The 18,291-nt window shown below is 74.3% G+C and carries 17 protein-coding genes; 10 read left to right on the top strand and 7 right to left on the bottom strand.

All coding sequences use genetic code 11. The annotated features are described in order from the left end of the window. The 3 genes from AKI01S_RS21515 to AKI01S_RS21505 form a co-directional block, all read left to right on the top strand. The coding region (locus AKI01S_RS21515) for a glycosyltransferase (protein ID WP_157419993.1) at window positions 1–799 on the top strand (799 nt) is incomplete at its 5' end. Window positions 800–1,054: 255 nt separating this feature from the next. After that, the gene (locus AKI01S_RS21510) at window positions 1,055–2,128 is read left to right on the top strand and encodes a TerC family protein (RefSeq protein WP_083999994.1); all 1,074 of its coding nucleotides are present in this window, start codon (window positions 1,055–1,057) and stop codon (window positions 2,126–2,128) included. A gap of 77 nt (window positions 2,129–2,205) precedes the next feature. After that, window positions 2,206–4,401, top strand: coding sequence for an acyl-CoA dehydrogenase family protein (locus AKI01S_RS21505; RefSeq protein ID WP_067820710.1), 2,196 nt, complete (start codon window positions 2,206–2,208; stop codon window positions 4,399–4,401). Between the two features lie 41 nt (window positions 4,402–4,442). Here the strand turns inward: AKI01S_RS21505 and AKI01S_RS21500 are convergent, their stop codons facing one another. Continuing rightward, window positions 4,443–4,796, bottom strand: a complete 354-nt coding sequence (locus AKI01S_RS21500; protein WP_067820707.1) for a hypothetical protein — start codon at window positions 4,794–4,796, stop codon at window positions 4,443–4,445. Window positions 4,797–4,954: 158 nt separating this feature from the next. On the opposite strand from AKI01S_RS21500, the gene AKI01S_RS21495 reads away from it, so the two are divergent. Genes AKI01S_RS21495 through AKI01S_RS21485 form a run of 3 tightly spaced genes read left to right on the top strand, consistent with a single transcriptional unit; the run spans window position 4,955 to window position 7,715 of the window. Next, entirely contained in the window at window positions 4,955–5,377 is a 423-nt protein-coding gene (locus AKI01S_RS21495) for a hypothetical protein (protein WP_245681719.1), read from the top strand. Then, a complete protein-coding gene (locus AKI01S_RS21490) occupies window positions 5,374–6,321 on the top strand; it encodes an AAA family ATPase (RefSeq protein WP_083999990.1) in 948 nt (315 codons plus the stop codon). The genes AKI01S_RS21495 and AKI01S_RS21490 overlap by 4 nt, the downstream gene beginning before the upstream one ends. 2 nt (window positions 6,322–6,323) lie before the next feature. Next, a complete protein-coding gene (locus AKI01S_RS21485; protein ID WP_067820703.1) occupies window positions 6,324–7,715 on the top strand; it encodes a vWA domain-containing protein in 1,392 nt (463 codons plus the stop codon). Here AKI01S_RS21485 and AKI01S_RS21480 read toward each other — a convergent pair. After that, window positions 7,696–9,117 carry an MFS transporter gene (locus tag AKI01S_RS21480; RefSeq protein ID WP_067820700.1) on the bottom strand — a complete coding sequence of 474 codons (1,422 nt, stop codon included), beginning with the start codon at window positions 9,115–9,117 and terminating at the stop codon, window positions 7,696–7,698. The genes AKI01S_RS21485 and AKI01S_RS21480 overlap by 20 nt on opposite strands. 94 nt (window positions 9,118–9,211) lie before the next feature. Here AKI01S_RS21480 and AKI01S_RS21475 point away from each other — a divergent pair, with 94 nt between their 5' ends. Then, on the top strand, window positions 9,212–9,715 hold the full coding sequence (locus AKI01S_RS21475; protein ID WP_067820697.1) for a winged helix-turn-helix transcriptional regulator: 504 nt from the start codon (window positions 9,212–9,214) through the stop codon (window positions 9,713–9,715). A 108-nt stretch (window positions 9,716–9,823) separates the two neighbouring features. Next, the gene (locus tag AKI01S_RS21470) at window positions 9,824–11,491 is read left to right on the top strand and encodes an adenylate/guanylate cyclase domain-containing protein (RefSeq protein ID WP_083999989.1); all 1,668 of its coding nucleotides are present in this window, start codon (window positions 9,824–9,826) and stop codon (window positions 11,489–11,491) included. Window positions 11,492–11,511: 20 nt separating this feature from the next. Here AKI01S_RS21470 and AKI01S_RS21465 read toward each other — a convergent pair whose 3' ends face one another. The 5 genes from AKI01S_RS21465 to AKI01S_RS21445 form a co-directional block, all read right to left on the bottom strand. Continuing rightward, the gene (locus AKI01S_RS21465; RefSeq protein ID WP_067820695.1) at window positions 11,512–12,270 is read right to left on the bottom strand and encodes a hypothetical protein; all 759 of its coding nucleotides are present in this window, start codon (window positions 12,268–12,270) and stop codon (window positions 11,512–11,514) included. 100 nt (window positions 12,271–12,370) lie between these two features. Continuing rightward, window positions 12,371–13,012: an MBL fold metallo-hydrolase gene (locus AKI01S_RS21460; protein WP_067820692.1), complete on the bottom strand. Its 642-nt coding sequence runs from the start codon at window positions 13,010–13,012 to the stop codon at window positions 12,371–12,373. After that, window positions 13,012–14,097 carry an S-(hydroxymethyl)mycothiol dehydrogenase gene (locus AKI01S_RS21455; RefSeq protein ID WP_067820687.1) on the bottom strand — a complete coding sequence of 362 codons (1,086 nt, stop codon included), beginning with the start codon at window positions 14,095–14,097 and terminating at the stop codon, window positions 13,012–13,014. The genes AKI01S_RS21460 and AKI01S_RS21455 overlap by 1 nt, the downstream gene beginning before the upstream one ends. A gap of 141 nt (window positions 14,098–14,238) precedes the next feature. Next, the gene (locus AKI01S_RS21450; RefSeq protein WP_067820684.1) at window positions 14,239–14,925 is read right to left on the bottom strand and encodes a response regulator; all 687 of its coding nucleotides are present in this window, start codon (window positions 14,923–14,925) and stop codon (window positions 14,239–14,241) included. Then, entirely contained in the window at window positions 14,922–16,100 is a 1,179-nt protein-coding gene (locus AKI01S_RS21445; protein WP_067820682.1) for a sensor histidine kinase, read from the bottom strand. The genes AKI01S_RS21450 and AKI01S_RS21445 overlap by 4 nt, the downstream gene beginning before the upstream one ends. 134 nt (window positions 16,101–16,234) lie before the next feature. On the opposite strand from AKI01S_RS21445, the gene AKI01S_RS21440 reads away from it, so the two are divergent. Both AKI01S_RS21440 and AKI01S_RS21435 read left to right on the top strand, forming a co-directional pair. After that, window positions 16,235–17,494, top strand: a complete 1,260-nt coding sequence (locus AKI01S_RS21440; protein WP_067820678.1) for a glycosyltransferase 87 family protein — start codon at window positions 16,235–16,237, stop codon at window positions 17,492–17,494. Further along, window positions 17,415–18,284 carry an SCO6745 family protein gene (locus AKI01S_RS21435; RefSeq protein WP_067820675.1) on the top strand — a complete coding sequence of 290 codons (870 nt, stop codon included), beginning with the start codon at window positions 17,415–17,417 and terminating at the stop codon, window positions 18,282–18,284. The genes AKI01S_RS21440 and AKI01S_RS21435 overlap by 80 nt, the downstream gene beginning before the upstream one ends. Window positions 18,285–18,291: the final 7 nt, after the last annotated feature.

Raw genomic sequence — 18,291 nt, 5'->3', positions numbered from 1 at the left:
CATCGCCGGCGGGCGGACCGCCGCGATCCACGGGGCGCTGGAGCGCGTCGTCGCGCGCGGCGCGACCTGCGTGCTGGGCGTCTCCCCGGACCTGGAGGAACGCATGCGCGCCCTCGGGGCCCGCCGGGTCGGGTACGCGCTGGTGCCCGCGCCCGTGCCGCGTTCCCAGCCGGGCCCGGCCGCCCGCGCCGACCTGCGCGCCGAGCTGGGCGCGGGGGAGCGGCCGCTGATCGTGACGGTGGGCCGCCTGGCCGACCAGAAGGGTTACCCCACGCTGCTGGACGCCGCGCGCGGCTGGGCCGGACGCGCCCCGCGCCCGCTGGTGGCGGTCGTGGGCGACGGCCCGCTGGAGGAGACGCTGCGGGCCCGGATCGAGGCCGAGGACCTGCCGGTGCGGCTGCTGGGCCGCCGCCGCGACGTCCCCGCGCTGCTGGCGGCCGCCGACGTGGCCGTGGTCTCCAGCGTGTGGGAGGGGCAGCCGCTCATCGTGCAGGAGATCCTGCGCGCCGGGCGCCCCCTGGTCGCCACCCGCGTCGGCGGCATCCCCGTCATGGTCGGCGCCGACACCGCCGACCGCTCCGGCGACGCGGCCCTGCTGCACGGCCCCGAGAGCGAGGCGGCCCTGCTGGTGCCTCCCAACGACCCGCGGGCCCTGGAACGCGCCGTCGCCCGCGTCCTGGACGACCCGGCCCTGGCCGCCCGGCTCGGCGCCGCCGCCGCCCGGCGCGCCGCCGCCCTGCCCACCGAGGCCGACGCGGTCACCCAGCTCGCCGACCTGTACCGGGAGCTGCGCGGCTGACCGCCGGGCCCCCGGACGGGGCGCGTTCGGCCCTTAGACGCTCGCCGGGACGCCCTTGTTCAAGATCAACTAAAAATCCTTCGGGATCGCGGAACCGATCCGGGGGGCGCCGCGTTGAAGTAGGCAGTGGAGGGGAGTATCCCTGCGCGTCGGTCTCGTCAATACGGTCGGTCCATACCGGCCCGGGGCCGTCGGCCCGCTTTCTGAAGGGCGGGAGAGACCTCCGACGTTGACCTGTGCCGTCGGAGGTGCGTTTTGCATGTCTCGCCCGTGGTCTGGGGCCTGACGATCCTGGCGATTCTCGTGATCATCGCCACCGACCTGTTCGTGATCCACCGCAACGACACCCGGGAGTTCACCACCCGCCGGGCCGCGTTCTGGTCGGCCGTCTACATCGGCCTGGCCATCGCGTTCGGCCTGGGCGTCTGGGCGTTCTCCGGGGGCGAGTACGCCGCCCAGTACTTCGGCGGGTTCGTCACCGAGAAGAGTCTCAGTGTCGACAACCTGTTCGTCTTCATGGTGATCCTGGCGCGGTTCGCGGTGCCCAAGCACTCCCAGCACACGGTGCTGATGGCGGGCATCGTGATCGCGCTGGTGCTGCGCGGTGTCTTCATCGCGGTCGGCGCGGCGGCGCTCGGCGCGTTCACCTGGGTGTTCTTCCTGTTCGGCGCGTTCCTGATCTGGACCGCCTGGGGCCTGGCCAAGGACGGGGACGAGGACGAGGAGTTCAAGGAGAACGCCCTGCTGCGGTGGGCCAAGAAGGTCATCCCCACCACCGACTCCTACGACGGCAACCGGATGTTCACCCGGGTCGACGGCAAGCGCCTGGCGACCCCGCTGCTGATCGTCATGGTCGCCATCGGCTCCACCGACGTGCTGTTCGCGGTGGACTCCATCCCCGCGATCTTCGGCCTGACCACCGAGCCCTACCTGGTGTTCACCGCCAACGCCTTCGCCCTGATGGGCCTGGTGCAGCTGTACTTCCTGCTGGACAGCCTGGCCACCCGGCTGGTCTACCTCAACAAGGGCCTGGCGTTCATCCTCGGCTTCATCGGCGTGAAGCTGGTCTTCCACGCGCTGCACGAGTACGGCGTGCACTGGGCCCCCGACATCCCGATCTGGCTGTCCCTGTCGGTGATCGTCGGCACCCTCGTCGCCGTCACCGTGGCCAGCCTCACCGTCCCGCAGAAGAAGAAGGCGCAGGCCGCCGGGGTCGCGGACAAGGGCGCGGACGAGGGCGCGGACGAGACCTTGGACAAGGCCGGGGACAAGACCGGGGACGAGGTCCGCGGCGACATCGCCCCCGAGGTGGAGACGCGCCGCTCGTAAGGGATAGGGTCGCCTTCCGCACGGGACCAGAATGCTGTTCTAGAATCTGCATCACAGCGGTCTGAGGAAGGTGACGCATGGCCATCGGGTTGACCGAAGAGCATGAGGCCCTCGCCGAGTCGGTACGCGGCTTCGCCGAGCGCAACGTCCCCGCGACGGTCGTACGGGCCGCGCTGGAGGCCGACGCCGAGACCCGCCCCGCGTTCTGGGGCGGGCTCGCCGAGCAGGGCCTGCTGGGCCTGCACCTGCCCGAGGAGCACGGCGGCCAGGGCTACGGCCTGCTGGAGCTGGCCGTGGTGCTGGAGGAACTGGGCCGCGCCGCCGCGCCCGGCCCGTTCCTGCCGACCGTGCTGGCCAGCACGGCGGTCAACGCCTCCAGCAACGCCAAGGCCCGCGCCGAGCTGCTGCCGAAGCTCGCCGACGGCTCGCTGACCGGCGCGGTCGCCCTGGCCGGGGCCCTGACCGGCGTCCGCGACCAGGACGGCCTGACCGTCACCGGCACCGCCGACCCGGTGCTGGGCGCGGGCCTGGCCGACGTCCTGGTGCTGCCGGTGGAGGTCGACGGGACCACCGAGTGGGTCGCCGTGGACGCCGCGGCCGTCACCGTCACCCCCGTGGAGAGCCTGGACAAGGTCCGCCGCGTCGCCCGGGTCGAGGCCCGCGACGTGGCCGTCACCGCCGACCGCGTCCTGGACGGCCTCACCACCGGCCGGGTCCGCGACCTGGCCGCCGCGCTGTTCGGCGCCGAGGCCGCGGGCGCGGCGGGCTGGCTGGTCACCACCGCCGCCGAGTACGCCAAGGTCCGCGAGCAGTTCGGTCGCCCGATCGGCCAGTTCCAGGGCGTCAAGCACAAGGCCGCCCGGATGCTGATCCAGCTCGAACAGGCCCGCGCCGCCGCCTGGGACGCCGCCCGCGCCCTGGACGAGGGCACCGAGCAGGCCGGGTTCGCCGCCGCCGTGGCGGCCGTCGTCGCGGCCGACGCGGGCGTGCAGACCGCCCGCGACGCCATCCAGATCCTCGGCGGCATCGGCTTCACCTGGGAGCACGACGCCCACGTCTACCTGCGCCGCGCCCTGACGCTGCGCGCCCTGCTCGGCCCCGCCAAGGAGTGGGCCGCCAAGGTCGCCGAACTGGCCCTGGCCGGGGGCCGCCGCGAGGTCGAACTCGAACTCGACGAGGACACCGGGCCGCTGCGCGAGCGCATCCGCGCCGAGGTCGCCGAACTCGCCGCGATCGAGGACCGGACCGAACGCAACCGCCGGATGGGCGACGAGGGCTGGACCGTCCCGCACTTCCCCGAGCCCTGGGGGCGCGGCGCCGGACCGGTCGAGCAGATCCTCATCCAGCAGGAGCTGAGGGCCGCCAGGGTCAAGGCGCCCAACCTGGTCATCGGCGCGTGGCTGGTGCCGTCGCTGGTCCGCTACGGCACCGAGGAGCAGAAGGAGCGCTTCCTGCGCCCGACGCTGCGCGGCGAGATGGTCTGGTGCCAGCTGTTCTCCGAGCCCGGCGCGGGCTCGGACCTGGCGTCGCTGTCGATGAGGGCCGAACGCGTCGAGGGCGGCTGGCGGCTGACCGGCCAGAAGATCTGGACCTCGGTCGCGCAGCACGCCCAGTGGGGTTTCTGCATCGCCCGCACCGACCCCTCGGCGCCCAAGCACGAGGGCATCACCTACTTCCTGGTGGACATGAAGGCGGAGGGCGTGGACGTCCGCCCGCTCCGCGAGCTCACCGGCGAGGCCCTGTTCAACGAGGTGTTCCTGGACGGTGTGTTCGTCCCCGACGACTGCGTGGTCGGGGAGGTCGACAAGGGCTGGCAGGTCGCCCGCAACACCCTGTCCAACGAGCGCGTGTCGCTGTCCACCGGCGGCGGCCTCGGCATGGGCGTGCCCGAGCTGCTCGCCTTCCTCAAGGACCGGGAGCTCGACCCGGTCGCCGCCGTCGACGTCGGCAAGCTGGTCGCCCAGGGCCAGTCCATCGACCTGCTGGGCCTGCGCACCACCCTCAAGCAGATCAACGGCGTCGAGCCCGGCGCCGAGGCGTCGGTGCGCAAGCTGCTGGGCGTGCAGTTCAACCAGGACGTCGCCGACTACTGCTGGGCGGCGCAGGGCGCGGCCGCCGCGACCGAGGTCCCGCTGGCCGAGAGCGGCATCGTGGCGCGCGCCATGCTGTTCAGCCGCGCGATGACGATCTACGGCGGCACCACCGAGGTGCAGCTCAACATCATCGGCGAGCGGCTGCTCGGCCTGCCCCGCGACCCCGAGCCCGGCAAGTAGCGGCGGACGCGGTCGGTGCCGGGAGGCGGTCCGGCCCCGGGTCAGCGGATCCGGGACCGGACCGCGAACGCCATGTTCACCAGCACGATGCCGATCCACACGGTCAGCAGGCCCGCCAGGCCCTCGGTGCCCGCCCCGATGCCCGACAGCGGGACGGCCGCCACCAGCGAGACGATGGCGAGCGCGAGCGCCGAGCCCCGTTCGCTCTTGGCCTGCCGGTCCACCGTGCGGGCGACGCGGTGGTCCTCCCGCTGCTGGACCGCCATGCGCGTGCGGAGGGTCTCCTCGATCCGGTCGACGAGACTCTCGACGAACGCGTCGTCGTAGTCGGGACCCAGCTCGCGGCGGGCGGCCATCGCCGCGACGAGGTCCTCGCGGGGCAGTGGAGTACTCATGAACCGGTTATAAGCCGGGGGAGACGCCGGTGTCGTCCCTCGCCGGGAGTAGATCGGGCCTCCACCCCGGGAACGACGGCCCCGGGGGCGCGTCGGGGTCGGATACGGTACCGGTCGGTAAACTCCCGCTTCTCCCCTTTCCGGAGGTGCACGTGACGGTGCGGATTCGTCCGGCGCGGGTTCGCCGGCCCCTGGCCCTCGCGGGCACGGCACTGGCCGCCGCGCTCGCCCTGACCGCCTGCGGCGGGGAGAAGGAGCCCGCCCCGGCCGGGACCGCCGCGCAGCCCCCGCTGGCCCCGCTGCCGAAGGTGAGACCGGCCGAGGTCGAGCCGCTGGTGGGTCGGTGGGTCGGCACGGCCGAGGACTACTTCGAGTTCAAGGCCGACGGCACGGGGGTGTGGGTGAAGGACAGGCAGACCCTCTGGAAGGGGCTGGCGATCCCCGAGGGCGGCGACCGGTTCCGCTTCTCCTGGCAGGGCGGCGACCCCAAGACCGCCTCCTACTGGGGGGTGTCCCTCACCGGCGGCGGCAAGCTGGTGTTCGCCGGAACGAACCAGACCTACACGAAGGCGAAGGCATGACAGCGGAAGCCACCACCGGGGAAGCCACCACCGGGGAAGCCACCACCGGGGGAACCCCCACCGACCCGAGCCGTTTCGGCTCGCCCGCCGAGGTCGCGGCCCGGCTGGGCGAGGTCGGCTACCTCACCGACGACGCGATCGCCACCACCGTGTTCCTGGCGCAGGCGCTCGGCAAGCCGCTGCTGGTGGAGGGCCCGGCCGGGGTCGGCAAGACCGAGCTGGCCAAGGCCGTCGCCGCCGCCACCGGTTCCGAGCTGATCCGCCTGCAGTGCTACGAGGGCCTGGACGAGGCCCGCGCGCTGTACGAGTTCAACTACAAGAAGCAGCTGCTCGCCATCCAGGCGGCGGGCGGCGACCGCTCCTGGCAGGAGACCCACGACGACATCTTCGCCGAGGAGTTCCTGCTGGAACGCCCGCTGCTGGCCGCGATCCGCCGCGCCGACCCGACGGTGCTGCTGATCGACGAGGCGGACAAGGCCGACGTCGAGGTGGAGGGCCTGCTGCTGGAGGTGCTGTCGGACTTCCAGGTCACCATCCCCGAGCTCGGCACGGTCCGCGCGGTCCGCCGCCCGTTCGTGCTGATCACCTCCAACGCCGCCCGCGAGCTGTCGGAGGCCCTCAAGCGCCGCTGCCTGTACCTGCACCTGGACTACCCGGCCCCCGACCGGGAACGCGACATCGTGCTGGCCCAGGTCCCCGGCCTGGAGGCCGAGCTCGCCGAGCAGCTGGTCCGCGCCGTCGGCACCCTGCGCTCCCTGGAGATCAAGAAGGCCCCGTCGATCGCCGAGACCGTCGACTGGGCGCGCACGCTGCTCGCCCTCGGCCTGGACGAGCTGGACGAGGCCGCCGTGGCCCGCACCCTGGGTGTGGTCCTCAAGCACGTCTCCGACCACGAGCGCGCCGCCCGGGAACTCGGCCTCACCTCCCAGAAGGCGAAGGGCTGACCGTGGCCTCGCTCGTCGACCGGCACGCCGCGTTCGTGGCCGCGCTGCGCGAGGCCGGGCTGCCGGTGTCGGTCGCCGAGGGCCTGGACGCGGTGCGCGCGATGCGGGCGATCGACCTGCTGGACCGCGAGTCGCTGCGCGCCGCCTACGCCGCCACCCTGGTCAAACGCCCCCAGCACCGGCCCCAGTTCGACGTCCTGTTCGACCTGTGGTTCCCGCCCGCGCTGGGGGCCGGGGCCGCCGCCGACCCCGAGCGCCCGGCCCGGACGACCGGCGACGACGGCAGGCCCGTGCCCGCGCCGCTGGACCCCCGCGTCCAGGAACGCCGCCGCGAACTGTTCGACCTCCTGCTGGGCGGCGACGACGCGGGCCTCACCCAGTTCGCCCGCACCGCCGTCGCCGAGTACGGCCAGACCCCGGGCCAGGAGTCGTGGTTCTCCTCCGGGGTGCTGCGCGCCCTGTCGCCCGAGACGCTGATGGCGAGCCTGCTGACCGCCGTCCTCAACGGGCGGGAACGCGGCGGCATGGCCGAGCGCGTCGCCCGCCAGAACCTGCGCGCCCGCATCTCCCGCTTCGAGGACCTGGTCGCCACCGAGGTCCGCCGCCGCATCGCCGAGGACACCGGCGTGGAGCGCACCGCCCGCCTGTCGGTGCGCCCGCCGCTGGAGAGGCTCGACTTCAACCGGGCCGGCCGCGCCGAGCTGGCCGCCCTGCGCCGCGAGGTCCACCCCCTCGCCCGCCGCCTGGCGACCCGCCTGGTCCAGAGGCAGCGCGCCGGGAACCGGGGCCGCCTGGACTTCCGCCGCACCGTCCGCGCCTCGCTGGCCAGTGGGGGAGTGCCGCTGACCACCCGGCACCGGCCCCGCCGCCCGCACCGCCCCGAGCTGGTGATCCTGTGCGACGCCAGCGACTCGGTGTCGGCGTTCGCCCACTTCACGCTGCTGCTGACGTTCGCGCTGCGGGAGCAGTTCAGCAAGGTGCGGGCGTTCGCGTTCATCGACGCCACCGACGAGATCACCAAGTACTTCGCGCCCGGCGTGGACGTGGCCGACGCGATGACCCGGATGGCGCGCGAGGCCGACCTGGTCTGGATCACCGGCCGCTCCAACTACGGCCACGCCATCAAGGTCTTCGAGGAGAAGTACGCCGACGCGGTCACGTCGAGGACGTCGCTGCTGATCCTCGGCGACGCCCGGTCCAACTACGGCGACCTGTCCCTGCCGGTCCTGCGCCGCCTGGTGGACCGGGCCCGGCACGCGTACTGGCTGAACCCCGAGCCGCGCTCCCAGTGGGACACCGGCGACTCGGCGGCCTCCCGTTACGGCGAGCTCGTCCCGATGCACGAGTGCCGCAACCTGACCCAGCTCGCCGAGTTCATCGAGAGGCTCGCCTGACCGGGCGGTGCAGCAGCACCGCCAGGACCGCGCCGAGCAGGGCCAGCGCCGCCGACACCGCGAGGGCGACGTTGGTCCCGTGGGTGAGGGCCTCGGCGGTCGGACGGCCGCCCCCGCCCGTGGTCGTGACGATGGCGACCACGGCGGTCACGCCCAGCGCCGCGCCGATGTAGCGGGCGGTGTTGTTGGCGCCCGAGCCCATGCTGGCCCGTTCCGGCGGAACGCTGTCCACGGCGGCGCGCGCCAGCATGGCGTTGCCGAGGCCGCTGCCGATCCCGCAGACGAGCAGGCCGGGGACCAGCCGCCACCAGTGCACGTCGGGGGCGAGCCCCAGCAGCGCCAGCTCGCCGGCCGCGCTGAGCAGCAGCGCCCCGGCCAGCAGGTGCCCGGCGGACAGCCGCGCGGGCAGCCGCCGGGCCTGGAGGGCGGCCAGCCAGGAGGTGCCCGACCAGACCGCCAGCACCAGCGCGGCGACCAGCGGCGTCATGCCCATCGCCACGTCCAGCGCCGTCGCCAGGTAGCTCATGATCCCGATGATGGCGAACCCGTAGACCAGCGCGCCCGTGACCGACAGCAGGAGCGGCCGGTGGGCCAGCAGGCGCAGGTCCAGCAGCGGCGCGCGGTGCCGGGCCTCGGCCACCGCGAACGCCGCCAGCAGCAGCGCGGCGGAGGCCAGCAGCGCCAGGACCGGGGGACGGCCCCACCCGTCGCGGCCCAGCGTCACGGCCGCGAGCAGCGCGGCGACGCCGCCGGTCAGCGTGACCAGGCCGACCGGGTCGGCGCCGCGCCGCACGGCCGCGCGGGACTCGGGCAGCAGCCACCGCCCCGCCAGCCCCAGCGGCACCGCCACCACGGCGCAGACCCAGTACCACCCCCGCCAGTCGACGACGGCGATCCCGGCCGCCGCGATCGGGCCGAGCGCGATGGCGAGCCCGAGCATCGAGCCCCACAGGCCGGTGGCGCGGACGCGTCCGGGCCCGGCCGGGAACGCCACCGCCAGCATGCCCAGGCCGGTGACCTGCAACGCGGCCCCGGCGACGCCCTGCACCAGACGGCCCGCCACGAACACCGTCGCGTTCGGCGCGACCGCGCACACCACGCTGGCCGCCGCCATGAGGGCGGCGCCGAGCCCGAACACCCGGCGGCGGCCGTGGTCGTCGGCCAGCCCGCCGACCGCCAGCATCACCGCCGCCATGCCCAGGCTGACCGAGCTCATGATCCAGATCTGGGCGGTCGGTCCCGCCCGCAGCTCCGCCGAGGTGAGCGACAGCGTCGCGATGGGGGCGGTGTAGTTCATCACCGACAGCAGCGTCGCGGCGCTGGACAGCACCAGCGCGGCGCGGGCGTGCCGCGCCCTCCGCGGAGCGTCCGAGCGGGCGTCGGGGGACGCCGTGGCCGTCATCCGGTCTCCTCAGTTCGTTGAATGAACCAGAACGACGGCGACCCTAACACGGTTCGGTTCGGTGAATGAACCACCTCGCGGGTAGTCTTGGCCCATGGCACTCGGCAAGGACTACACGCGGCAGGTCTGCTCCCTGGCGCGGGCGCTGGAGGTCGTGGGGGAGCGCTGGACCCTGCTGATCATCAGGGACGCGTTCTACGGGGTCCGCCGCTTCGGCCACTTCCAGGCGCACCTGGACATCCCCCGCGCGGTGCTGACCGCCCGGCTGGGGGCCCTGGTCGAGGCCGGGGTGCTGGACAAGCGCGACGGCGAGTACGTCCTCACCGACACCGGCCTGGAGCTGTGGCCCGCCGTGCACGCCCTGTCGGACTGGGGCGCGCGCAACTTCTCGGGCGCCGGGGCCTGCCGCCTGTTCCGCCACGTCGGATGCGGCGGCCTGGTCGGCGTCGGCGGCAGGTGCTCCTCCTGCGAGGAGGTCCCGGTGCCCACCGACCTGGAGATCCACCCCGGCCCCGCCCTGGACGGCGACCGCCGCGACGACCCGGTCTCCCTCGCCCTGCGCACCCCGCACCGGCTGCTGGACCCGATCCGCCCTTGAGCGAGGGGACTCACCGGTTTCGGCCCAGGTGTGACCCTTCCATTACTCCGGGTGGAAATCGGATGTGATGTACGGAACACCGGGTGTGACCGGCTAGTCTCCAGCCTCATGCGACTCGACGAGGCGAAGGCTGCCGCGCGGCGTTGGCGGCACCCCTTCCGCCTGCTGTGGCGGCTGATCGACGGCGGTCCGGACGACACCCGTGCCCAGATCGCCCGCCGCGCCCGGGTCCTGGTCACCGTCGCCACCGGCCTGGCCAACCTGGGCGGCGCGCTGGTGGTGCTGCTGTTCAGCGTGCTGCTGCCCAACCCCGACGGCCCGGTCTCCCCCTGGCTCGCCGAACTCAACCTGTGGATCTTCATGGCCTACGTGGTCGCGGCCGTCCCGGTCGGCCTGCTGCTGGGCGAGCGCTTCTTCCGCCGGGTGCGCCGCCTGGTGGAACGGCACGAGGAGCCCGACCGCCGCGAACGCTCCCTGCTGCTGTACGGGCCGCTGCGGCTGATGGGGGTCCACCTCAGCCTGTGGGGCATCGGAACGGTCGGCTGGGTGGCGGTCAACGCCCCGTTCTCGACCCTGCAGGCCGTCCGCCTCGGCCTGACGAGCCTGCTGGGCGGCCTGACCACCTGCGCGATCGTGTACCTGCTCACCGAACGCCTGCTGCGCCGCGCCCTGACCACCACACTGGCCGACCGCATGCCGCAGCGCACAGGCCTGCCCGGCGTGGTCGCCCGGTCGGTGCTGGCCTGGGCGCTGGGCACCGCCGTGCCGATCCTGGGGCTGATGGCGCTGGCGGTCGGCTCGTTCCTGTTCGCCGACGTGTCGCTGAACGCGTTCGTCGGGGCGGTGCTGGCGCTCGGCGGCACCTCCCTGGTCGTCGGGTTCGGCGTCACCTACGGCGCGGCCCGCGCCATCGCCGACCCGGTGGAGTCGGTACGGCTCGGCCTGGCCCGCGTGGAACGCGGCGACCTGGACGTGCGGGTGCCGGTCTACGACGCCAGCGAGATCGGGCTGTTGCAGGCCGGGTTCAACCACATGGCCGCCGGGCTGCGCGAACGCGACCGGCTGGCGGACCTGTTCGACCGCCAGGTCGGCCCGGACGCCGCCCGCGTCTCCCTGGAGCAGGGCGTGGACCTGGGCGGCGAGCTGCGCGAGGTGGCGGTGCTGTTCGTGGACATCGTCGGCTCGACCCGGCTGGCCGCCGACCGCCCGCCCACCGAGGTCGTGCAGCTGCTCAACGAGTTCTTCGCCGTGGTCGTCGACGTCGTCGGCGCGCACGGCGGATGGATCAACAAGTTCGAGGGCGACGCCGCACTGGCGATCTTCGGCGCGCCGCTGGAGCTGGACGGCTCGGCCGCCCGCGCCCTGGCCGCCGGGCGGGTGCTGGCCGAACGGCTGCGCGCCGAGGTCCCCGGCCTGCGCGCCGCCGTGGGCGTCTCGGCGGGCGAGGCCGTCGCCGGGCACATCGGTGCCGAGGAGCGCTTCGAGTACACCGTCATCGGCGACCCGGTCAACGAGGCCGCCCGCCTGACCGACCTGGCCAAGTCCACCGAGGGCCGGGTGCTGGCGGCGGGCTCGGTGGTGGAGGCCGCCGGGGCGGAGGAGGCGGCCCACTGGTGGCTGGGCGAGGAGGTCACCCTGCGGGGCCGCACCCGCCCGACACGGCTGGCCGGTCCACGCCGCGCCGAGACCGGCGTTCCCGAGCCCGCCACCGAGCCCGCCACCGAGCCCACGGTCAAGCCCGCCGGGCCCGCCGTCGAGCCCGCCGCCGAGCACTGACCTCGCTCATCGGGGGCGGGTCACGGCGCGCCGATCGTCGCTCCCTTGAGCGTCGTGTAGTACGGCGAACGCGCGAAGCCCGGCCCCGTCTCCTCGCCGATGTACACGTCGGCGTGGTGCTCGCCGCCCCAGCCCGGCCGGAACACGTCGGTGACCGTCCAGGTGGCCGAGCGGAACCGGTCGCACACCTTCGCCGGGAGGGGCCTGCCCCCGGCGGTCCTGCCGCAGTCGGCGACGGCGAAGCGCTGTCCGCGCGCCAGCACGTCCCGGTCGGCCGCCGCCGACGACCAGGCGCGCAGCGGCCTGGCGCGCGAGTCGCGGGTGCTGGAGTCCAGCCACCAGCCGACGGAGGAGGACCAGTTGAGGTAGCGGCCCCTGGTGGGGCCCTCGGTGATCCGCCCGCTGCCCTCCATCTTGATCACTTTGAGGAAGTCCGCCGGATACTTCCCGAGGGGCGTCTTCCCCCATTTGCAGTGCAGCCGGGGACAGCCGCGCACTTCGGTGAGCCGTCCGCCGTGGAACGACTGCACCGCCGTGTAGTACGTCGTGATGCGCCAGGAGGCGCGCTTGCCGAGGATCCTGAGCGGGCGGTTGCTCCGCGTCGCCTCCGGCGGCGCCGCCCGGGGGGCGTCCTGGAGCGGCGCGGCCGTCGAGGCGGCGGGCGCGGGCGGGGCGGTCGGCGGGGGGACGTTCGCGGTGGGCGCCCCCGACGCGGTGCCGCAGCCCGCGATGGCCAGACATGCCGTCACGACAGCGGCCTGCGGTCCCTTGGGCCGCATCCCACCTCCCCGTCACCGGAAGCACCGAAGGACACTATGCCGCATCCGGCTCCGGTGGACGGTCCCGACGCGGTGAGCCGTCGGTGACCCCGGGGCGCCGTCAGTGGCCCCGGGCGATCCATTCGTCGAGGTGGGGTGCTTCGGCGCCGATGGTGGTGGAATCGCCGTGACCGGTGCGCACCACCGTGTCGGGCGGCAGGGTCAGCAGCCGTCGCCGGATGGAGTCGATGATGGTGGGGAAGTCGGAGAACGACCGTCCGGTCGCGCCGGGCCCGCCCTGGAACAGGGTGTCGCCGGAGAACACCGTGCCCAGCGCGGGGGCGTGCAGGCACACCGCGCCGGGGGAGTGGCCGGGGGTGTGCAGCACCGTCAGGCCGGTTCCGGCCACGGTGATGACCTGGCCGTCGGTCAGCTCCCCCTGCGGGGAGGTCTCGGGGTGTCTCCGCTTCCACAGCATCAGATCCGACGGGTGCAGCAGCACCGGGGCGCCGGTGCGGGCCGACAGGGCCGGGGCGGCGTCGATGTGGTCGTCGTGCCCGTGGGTGGAGACGATCGCCAGCAGGGTCCGGTCGCCGACGGCGGCGGCGATGGCGTCGGCGTCGTGGGCGGCGTCGATCACCACGCACTCGGCGTCGTCGCCGACGATCCAGACGTTGTTGTCGACCTCCCAGGTGCCGCCGTCCAGGGAGAAGGTGCCGGAGGTGACCAGGTGGTCGACGCGGACCCCGCCGGACCGGGCCATCACAGCACCACCACCGAGCGCAGCACGTCGCCGTGGTGCATCTTGGTGAAGGCCTCTTCCACCTGGTCGAGGGCGATGGTCTCGGAGACGAAGGCGTCCAGCTCCAGGCGGCCCTGGAGATACAGGTCGATCAGCATCGGGAAGTCCCGCGAGGGCAGGCAGTCGCCGTACCAGGACGACTTCAGCGCCCCGCCGCGCCCGAAGACGTCCAGCAGGGGAAGCTCCAGGGTCATGTCGGGGGTGGGGACGCCGACCAGCACCACGGTCCCGGCCAGGTCCCGGGCGTAGAACGCCTGCTGGTAGGTCTGCGGCAGCCCCACCGCGTCGATGACCACGTCGGCGCCGAACCCGCCGGTCAGGTCCTGGACGGCCGTGACGACGTCGGTGTCGCGGGCGGCGACGGTGTGGGTGGCGCCCAGCCCCCGGGCGGTGGCCAGCTTGCGCTCGTCCAGGTCGATCGCGATGATCTTCGCCGCTCCGGCCAGGCGGGCGCCCAGCACCGCCGCCGCGCCGACCCCGCCGCAGCCGATCACGGCCACGCTGTCGCCGCGCCCGACGCCGCCGGTGTTGATCGCCGCGCCCAGCCCGGCCATCACCCCGCATCCCAGCAGCCCGGCCACCTCCGGGCGCGCGGCCGGGTCCACCTTGGTGCACTGCCCGGCGGCCACCAGGGTCTTGTCGGCGAACGCGCCGATCCCCAGCGCCGGGGACAGCTCGGTGCCGTCGGCCAGCGTCATCCTCTGGGCCGCGTTGTGGGTGTCGAAGCAGTACCAGGGGCGACCGCGCCGGCACGCCCGGCACTGGCCGCACACCGCCCGCCAGTTCAGGATCACGAAGTCGCCGGGGGCGACCTCGGTGACGCCGTCGCCGACGCTCTCCACGGTGCCGGCGGCCTCGTGGCCGAGCAGGAAGGGGAACTCGTCGTTGATCCCGCCCTGGCGGTAGTGCAGGTCGGTGTGGCAGACCCCGCAGGCCTGGACCCTCACCACCGCCTCGCCCGGCCCCGGATCGGGAACGGTGATCGTCTCGATCCGGACCGGCTCCCCCTTGCCCGGTGCGATGACCCCGCGTACCTGCTGTGCCATGGCGGCCCCTCTCGCCGATCGTCTCCCTCTCCCGACCTTAGGGGACGAGGGGCCGCCCGGATAACTTCGCTTACTGTAGTTCCGTGCGACCTGGCCTTTCGCACCCGGAAGGGGACCGCCGTGCCGCCCTGCGCGCCGCCCTCACCGGGGAGTGGCCAGGCCGGTGTCGTAGGCGATGATGACCAGCTGGACGCGGTCGCGCGCGCCCAGCTTGGTCAGCAGCCGCGCGACGTGCGCCTTGGCGGTCGCCACGCTGATGGTCAGCTCGGCGGCGATCTCGTGGTTGGACAGGCCGCGCCCGACGAGGGCGAGCACCTCGCGCTCGCGCCCGGTGATCCCGTCCAGCGGCGGCGGCGCGGGCGCGGACCGGGACACGAACTCGGCGATCAGGCGGCGGGTGACGGCCGGGGCCAGCAGCGCGTCGCCCGCCGCCACCACGCGGACGGCGCCCAGGATGTCCTCCAGCGCCATGTCCTTGACCAGGAACCCGCTCGCCCCCGCGCGCAGCGCCGCGTGAACGTACTCGTCGTCGTCGAACGTGGTGAGCACCAGCACCTTCGCCGTGCCGGCGGCGACGATCCGGCGGGTGGCGGCGATGCCGTCCATGCCGGGCATGCGGATGTCCATCACGACGAGGTCGGGCCGCAGCCCGGCGGCCAGCCGGACCGCCTCGGCCCCGTCCCCGGCCTCGCCGACCACCGTCAGGCCGGGCTGGTCGGCGATGAGCGTCCGCAGCCCGGTGCGGATCAGCGGCTGGTCGTCGGCCAGCACGAGCCGGACCTCCGCCGCCTGGTCCGCCGCCTGGTCCGCCGCCCGGTCCGCCGTCATCGGGCCGCCGCCGTCGCCGGGACCGGCAGCCTGGCCGCCACGCGGAAACCGCCCCCGGGGCGCGGCCCGGCGTCCAGGGTGCCGTGCAGCAGCCCGGCGCGTTCCCGCATCCCGACGATCCCGAAGCCGCCGCCCTCGCCCCCGCCGGATCCCCGCCCGTCGTCGACGACCTCGATGGTCAGGTCCCCGTCCCGGTAGCCGACGGTGACCCGGCACTCGTCGGCGCGGGCGTGCCGCACCACGTTGGCGACCGCCTCCTGGACGATGCGGAACGCCGCCGCGTCCACCTCCGGGGGCAGCGCCCGCCGGTCGCCCTCCCACCGGACCTCCACCCGCACCCCGGCGTTCCCGGTGGTGGCGGCCAGCCGGTCGAGGTCGGCCAGCCCGGGGACGGGGTCGAGCGGCGCGGGGGCCGCGGTCTCGCCGGGCTCGGCCTGGCGCAGCGCGCCCAGCATCCGCCGCAGCCCCGCCAGGGTCTCGCGGCTGGTGTCCTCGATGGCGGTGAGCGCGTCACGGGCCTTGGCGGGCTGGGAGTCGATGACCCGCGCGCCCACGCCCGCCTGGATCGCGATGACGCCGATGCTGTGGGCGACCATGTCGTGCAGCTCGCGGGCGATGCGCAGCCGCTCGGCGGTGACGGCCCGGGAGGTGGCCTGCGCGTGCAGCGCGGCGGCGTGCTCGCGGCGCTGGCGCGCCGACAGGCCCGTCGCCAGGGCCGCCGCGAACGCCAGCACGACGGAGGTGACGGCGGAGAGCAGCGCCGGGCCGTGGGCGAACAGGGCCGCGACCATGAGGTGCGCGCCGAGCGTCGGCACGGCCAGGGCGGCGGCGGCCCGCCGGGAACGGGTGGCGGCGACCAGCGCCACGGCCAGGTCGTCGGCGGCCACCTTCAGGTAGCTCAGCGGCCACGTCACCTCCACCGCGACCACCGCGACCCAGCCGAGCAGCATCAGCGGGACCAGCGCCTCGGGCCGCCTCCGCCACAGCAGCACGGGCAGCACCATCAGCAGCGCGGGCACGACGTACGCGCCGATGCCGGCAACGGCGGCGTGGCGCGGCAACGTCGCGAACATCACCGTCATGCAGGCCGTGACCCCGCACCAGGACAGGAGCGTCCAGGCGGCCCGGCGCAGGCGGCCGGGCCAGGGGGAGGCGGGGGAGGCGGAGGCGGGCATGCCGCGATCGTAACGAGCGGCCCCGGCGCCCGGTATCGGCCCGCGGGCGTACGCCCGCGGGCCACCGCGTGCTCCCGCGAATGTGGCCGACGGCCCGACGATTTCGGAACGCCCTCCCCGCCACCGTCGACGGCGTGAACCAACGAACGGAAAACATCCTCAAGGTCCTGCTGGCCGTCGAGCTGGCGGCGGTGGTGGTCTTCTCGGTCCGGTACGACTCGCTGGACTTCCGCATCTACATGCAGGGCGGCCAGGCCCTGACCGACGACGCCTCGCTCTACCTGCGGAAGTGGTCCGGCCTCTGGTTCACCAACACGCCGTTCGCGGCGCTGCTCTTCGCGCCCTGGTCGGAGCTGCCGCTCACCGCCGCGCGGGTGCTCTGGCAGCTGTCGACGGTGGCGGCGTTCGCGTCCGCCTGCGCGACCGCGCTGAAACTGGCCGGTCACCGCCCCACCCGAGGGGTGCTCCTCGCCGTGGTGGCCGCCGGGCTGCTCCTCGCGCCCGTCCACCACACCCTGTTCCAGGGGCAGGTGAACGTCTTCCTTCTCGCGCTCATCCTGGCCGACGTCCACCGCGTCTCCCAGGGGAGGGCGGCGGGGATCGGCATCGGGATCGCGGCGGCCGTCAAGCTGACCCCGGCCATCTTCATCCCGATGCTCCTGCTGACACGCAGGACGAAGTCCGCGATGGTCGCCGGCGGGGCGTTCCTCGGCTGCACGGCACTGGCCCACGCGGTCGCACCGGACGCCTCCCGCCAGTACTGGCTGCACACCTTCTACGACACCTCCCGCGTCGGCAGGACCTACATCAGCAACCAGTCGCCCTACGGGGCCATCTGCCGGATCATGGGCAGCCCGGAGCGAGTGGGGGAGTGGTTCGCCGTCGTGCCGGTGGTGCTCGCCGTCGCCGGACTGGCCCTGGCGGCGGCGTGGGCGCGCCGCGGCGACTGGCCGGCGGCCGCGACCGTGACCGGGGTGACCGGCCTGCTGGTCTCCCCGATCTCCTGGGCCCACCACTGGGTCTGGGTCATGCCGGCGCTGCTCCTGCTGCTGCGCGACGGCCACCGCCGGACCGCCGGATGCGTCTACGTCCTGTTCGTCCTGGCCCCGCTGTGGTGGACCCCGCACAACGGCCACCCCCTCCAGTACGGCTTCCGCGGCCCGCTGACGCTGGTGGCCAACTGCTACCTGGTCGCGGGCCTGGCCTTCCTGGCGCACCAGGCACTCCGGCTCCGCTCGACCCGGAACTTGTCATTGACAAGTTCCGGTCCGGCATGGCATCTTGTCAGTGACAAGTTCAGACGAGGAGTCGACCATGAGCCTGCCGCCGAGCCGGGTCCGCAACCTGTGGCACCTGACCGAGCCCGTGCACGCCGTTCTCTACTACGCCCCTGAGGTGCTGGCGGAGGCCGCCGCCCTCGGCTACGCGACCGACACCCGCTGGCCCTCCTACTTCGCCTGGCGCCCCGCCCCGCTGGGCGCGGCCGGACCGAACGCGGTGGCCGCGGCGTTCTACAGCTTCTCGCCCGCCATGGTGGCCGAGCACGTCCCGGCCGCCTGGCGGGTCGCCGACCCCGGCACCGTCCTGGCGGCCCGGCTGCGCGCGATCGACGCGACCTACCGGACCCTGCTGGGCGACGCCCTCGCCTCGCCCGAGGTCAAGGAGGCCGCCGAGCTGGCCCGCCGCGCGGCCGAGTCCGCCGGGACCGCGGGCCGTCCCCTGGCCGCCGCCAACGCCGACCTCCCCTGGCCGGACGAGCCGCACCTGGTGCTGTGGCAGGCCGCCACGATCCTGCGCGAGCACCGGGGCGACGGCCATGTCGCGTCGCTGCTCACCGAGGGCCTGGACCCGGTCGAGGCGCTGGTGTCGTTCGCCGCGTTCGGCGCGGCCCGCAGGCAGGTCTTCGACAGCCGGGGCTGGACGCCCGGGCAGTGGGAGGAGGCCGGGGACCGCCTCCGCTCCCGCGGCCTCCTGGCGGCGGACGGGACGCTCACCGAGGCGGGCCGCGCCCTGCGGCAGCGGATCGAGGAACGCACCGACGCGCTGGCGGCGGGCCCGTGGGAGACCCTCGGCGAGGCGGGGGCGGACCGCTTCACCGAGGTGATCGCACCGGTCTGGGCGGCCGCCGTCGGCAGCGGCCTGCTCCCCGCCGAGAACACCCTGGGCATCGGCAAGGTCGGCTGACGGGCGG

Origin of the sequence: Actinomadura kijaniata NBRC 14229, from assembly GCF_001552175.1 — a bacterium.
Taxonomy (GTDB): domain Bacteria; phylum Actinomycetota; class Actinomycetes; order Streptosporangiales; family Streptosporangiaceae; genus Spirillospora; species Spirillospora kijaniata.
The sequence above is the reverse complement of the archived record's forward strand: the minus strand, read 5'-3'. Positions and strand labels throughout refer to the sequence as shown.

What these genes read in the sequence shown, in the direction of transcription:
- AKI01S_RS21445 (WP_067820682.1), bottom strand. Translation starts at nt 16,100, where the DNA reads ATGCCCGCCTCCGCCTCCCCCGCCTCCCCCTGGCCCGGCCGCCTGCGC.
- AKI01S_RS21465 (WP_067820695.1), bottom strand. Translation starts at nt 12,270, where the DNA reads ATGCGGCCCAAGGGACCGCAGGCCGCTGTCGTGACGGCATGTCTGGCC.
- AKI01S_RS21460 (WP_067820692.1), bottom strand. Translation starts at nt 13,012, where the DNA reads ATGGCCCGGTCCGGCGGGGTCCGCGTCGACCACCTGGTCACCTCCGGC.
- AKI01S_RS21435 (WP_067820675.1), top strand. Translation starts at nt 17,415, where the DNA reads ATGAGCCTGCCGCCGAGCCGGGTCCGCAACCTGTGGCACCTGACCGAG.
- AKI01S_RS21470 (WP_083999989.1), top strand. Translation starts at nt 9,824, where the DNA reads ATGCGACTCGACGAGGCGAAGGCTGCCGCGCGGCGTTGGCGGCACCCC.
- AKI01S_RS21455 (WP_067820687.1), bottom strand. Translation starts at nt 14,097, where the DNA reads ATGGCACAGCAGGTACGCGGGGTCATCGCACCGGGCAAGGGGGAGCCG.
- AKI01S_RS21505 (WP_067820710.1), top strand. Translation starts at nt 2,206, where the DNA reads ATGGCCATCGGGTTGACCGAAGAGCATGAGGCCCTCGCCGAGTCGGTA.
- AKI01S_RS21480 (WP_067820700.1), bottom strand. Translation starts at nt 9,117, where the DNA reads ATGACGGCCACGGCGTCCCCCGACGCCCGCTCGGACGCTCCGCGGAGG.
- AKI01S_RS21500 (WP_067820707.1), bottom strand. Translation starts at nt 4,796, where the DNA reads ATGAGTACTCCACTGCCCCGCGAGGACCTCGTCGCGGCGATGGCCGCC.
- AKI01S_RS21450 (WP_067820684.1), bottom strand. Translation starts at nt 14,925, where the DNA reads ATGACGGCGGACCGGGCGGCGGACCAGGCGGCGGACCAGGCGGCGGAG.
- AKI01S_RS21475 (WP_067820697.1), top strand. Translation starts at nt 9,212, where the DNA reads ATGGCACTCGGCAAGGACTACACGCGGCAGGTCTGCTCCCTGGCGCGG.
- AKI01S_RS21490 (WP_083999990.1), top strand. Translation starts at nt 5,374, where the DNA reads ATGACAGCGGAAGCCACCACCGGGGAAGCCACCACCGGGGAAGCCACC.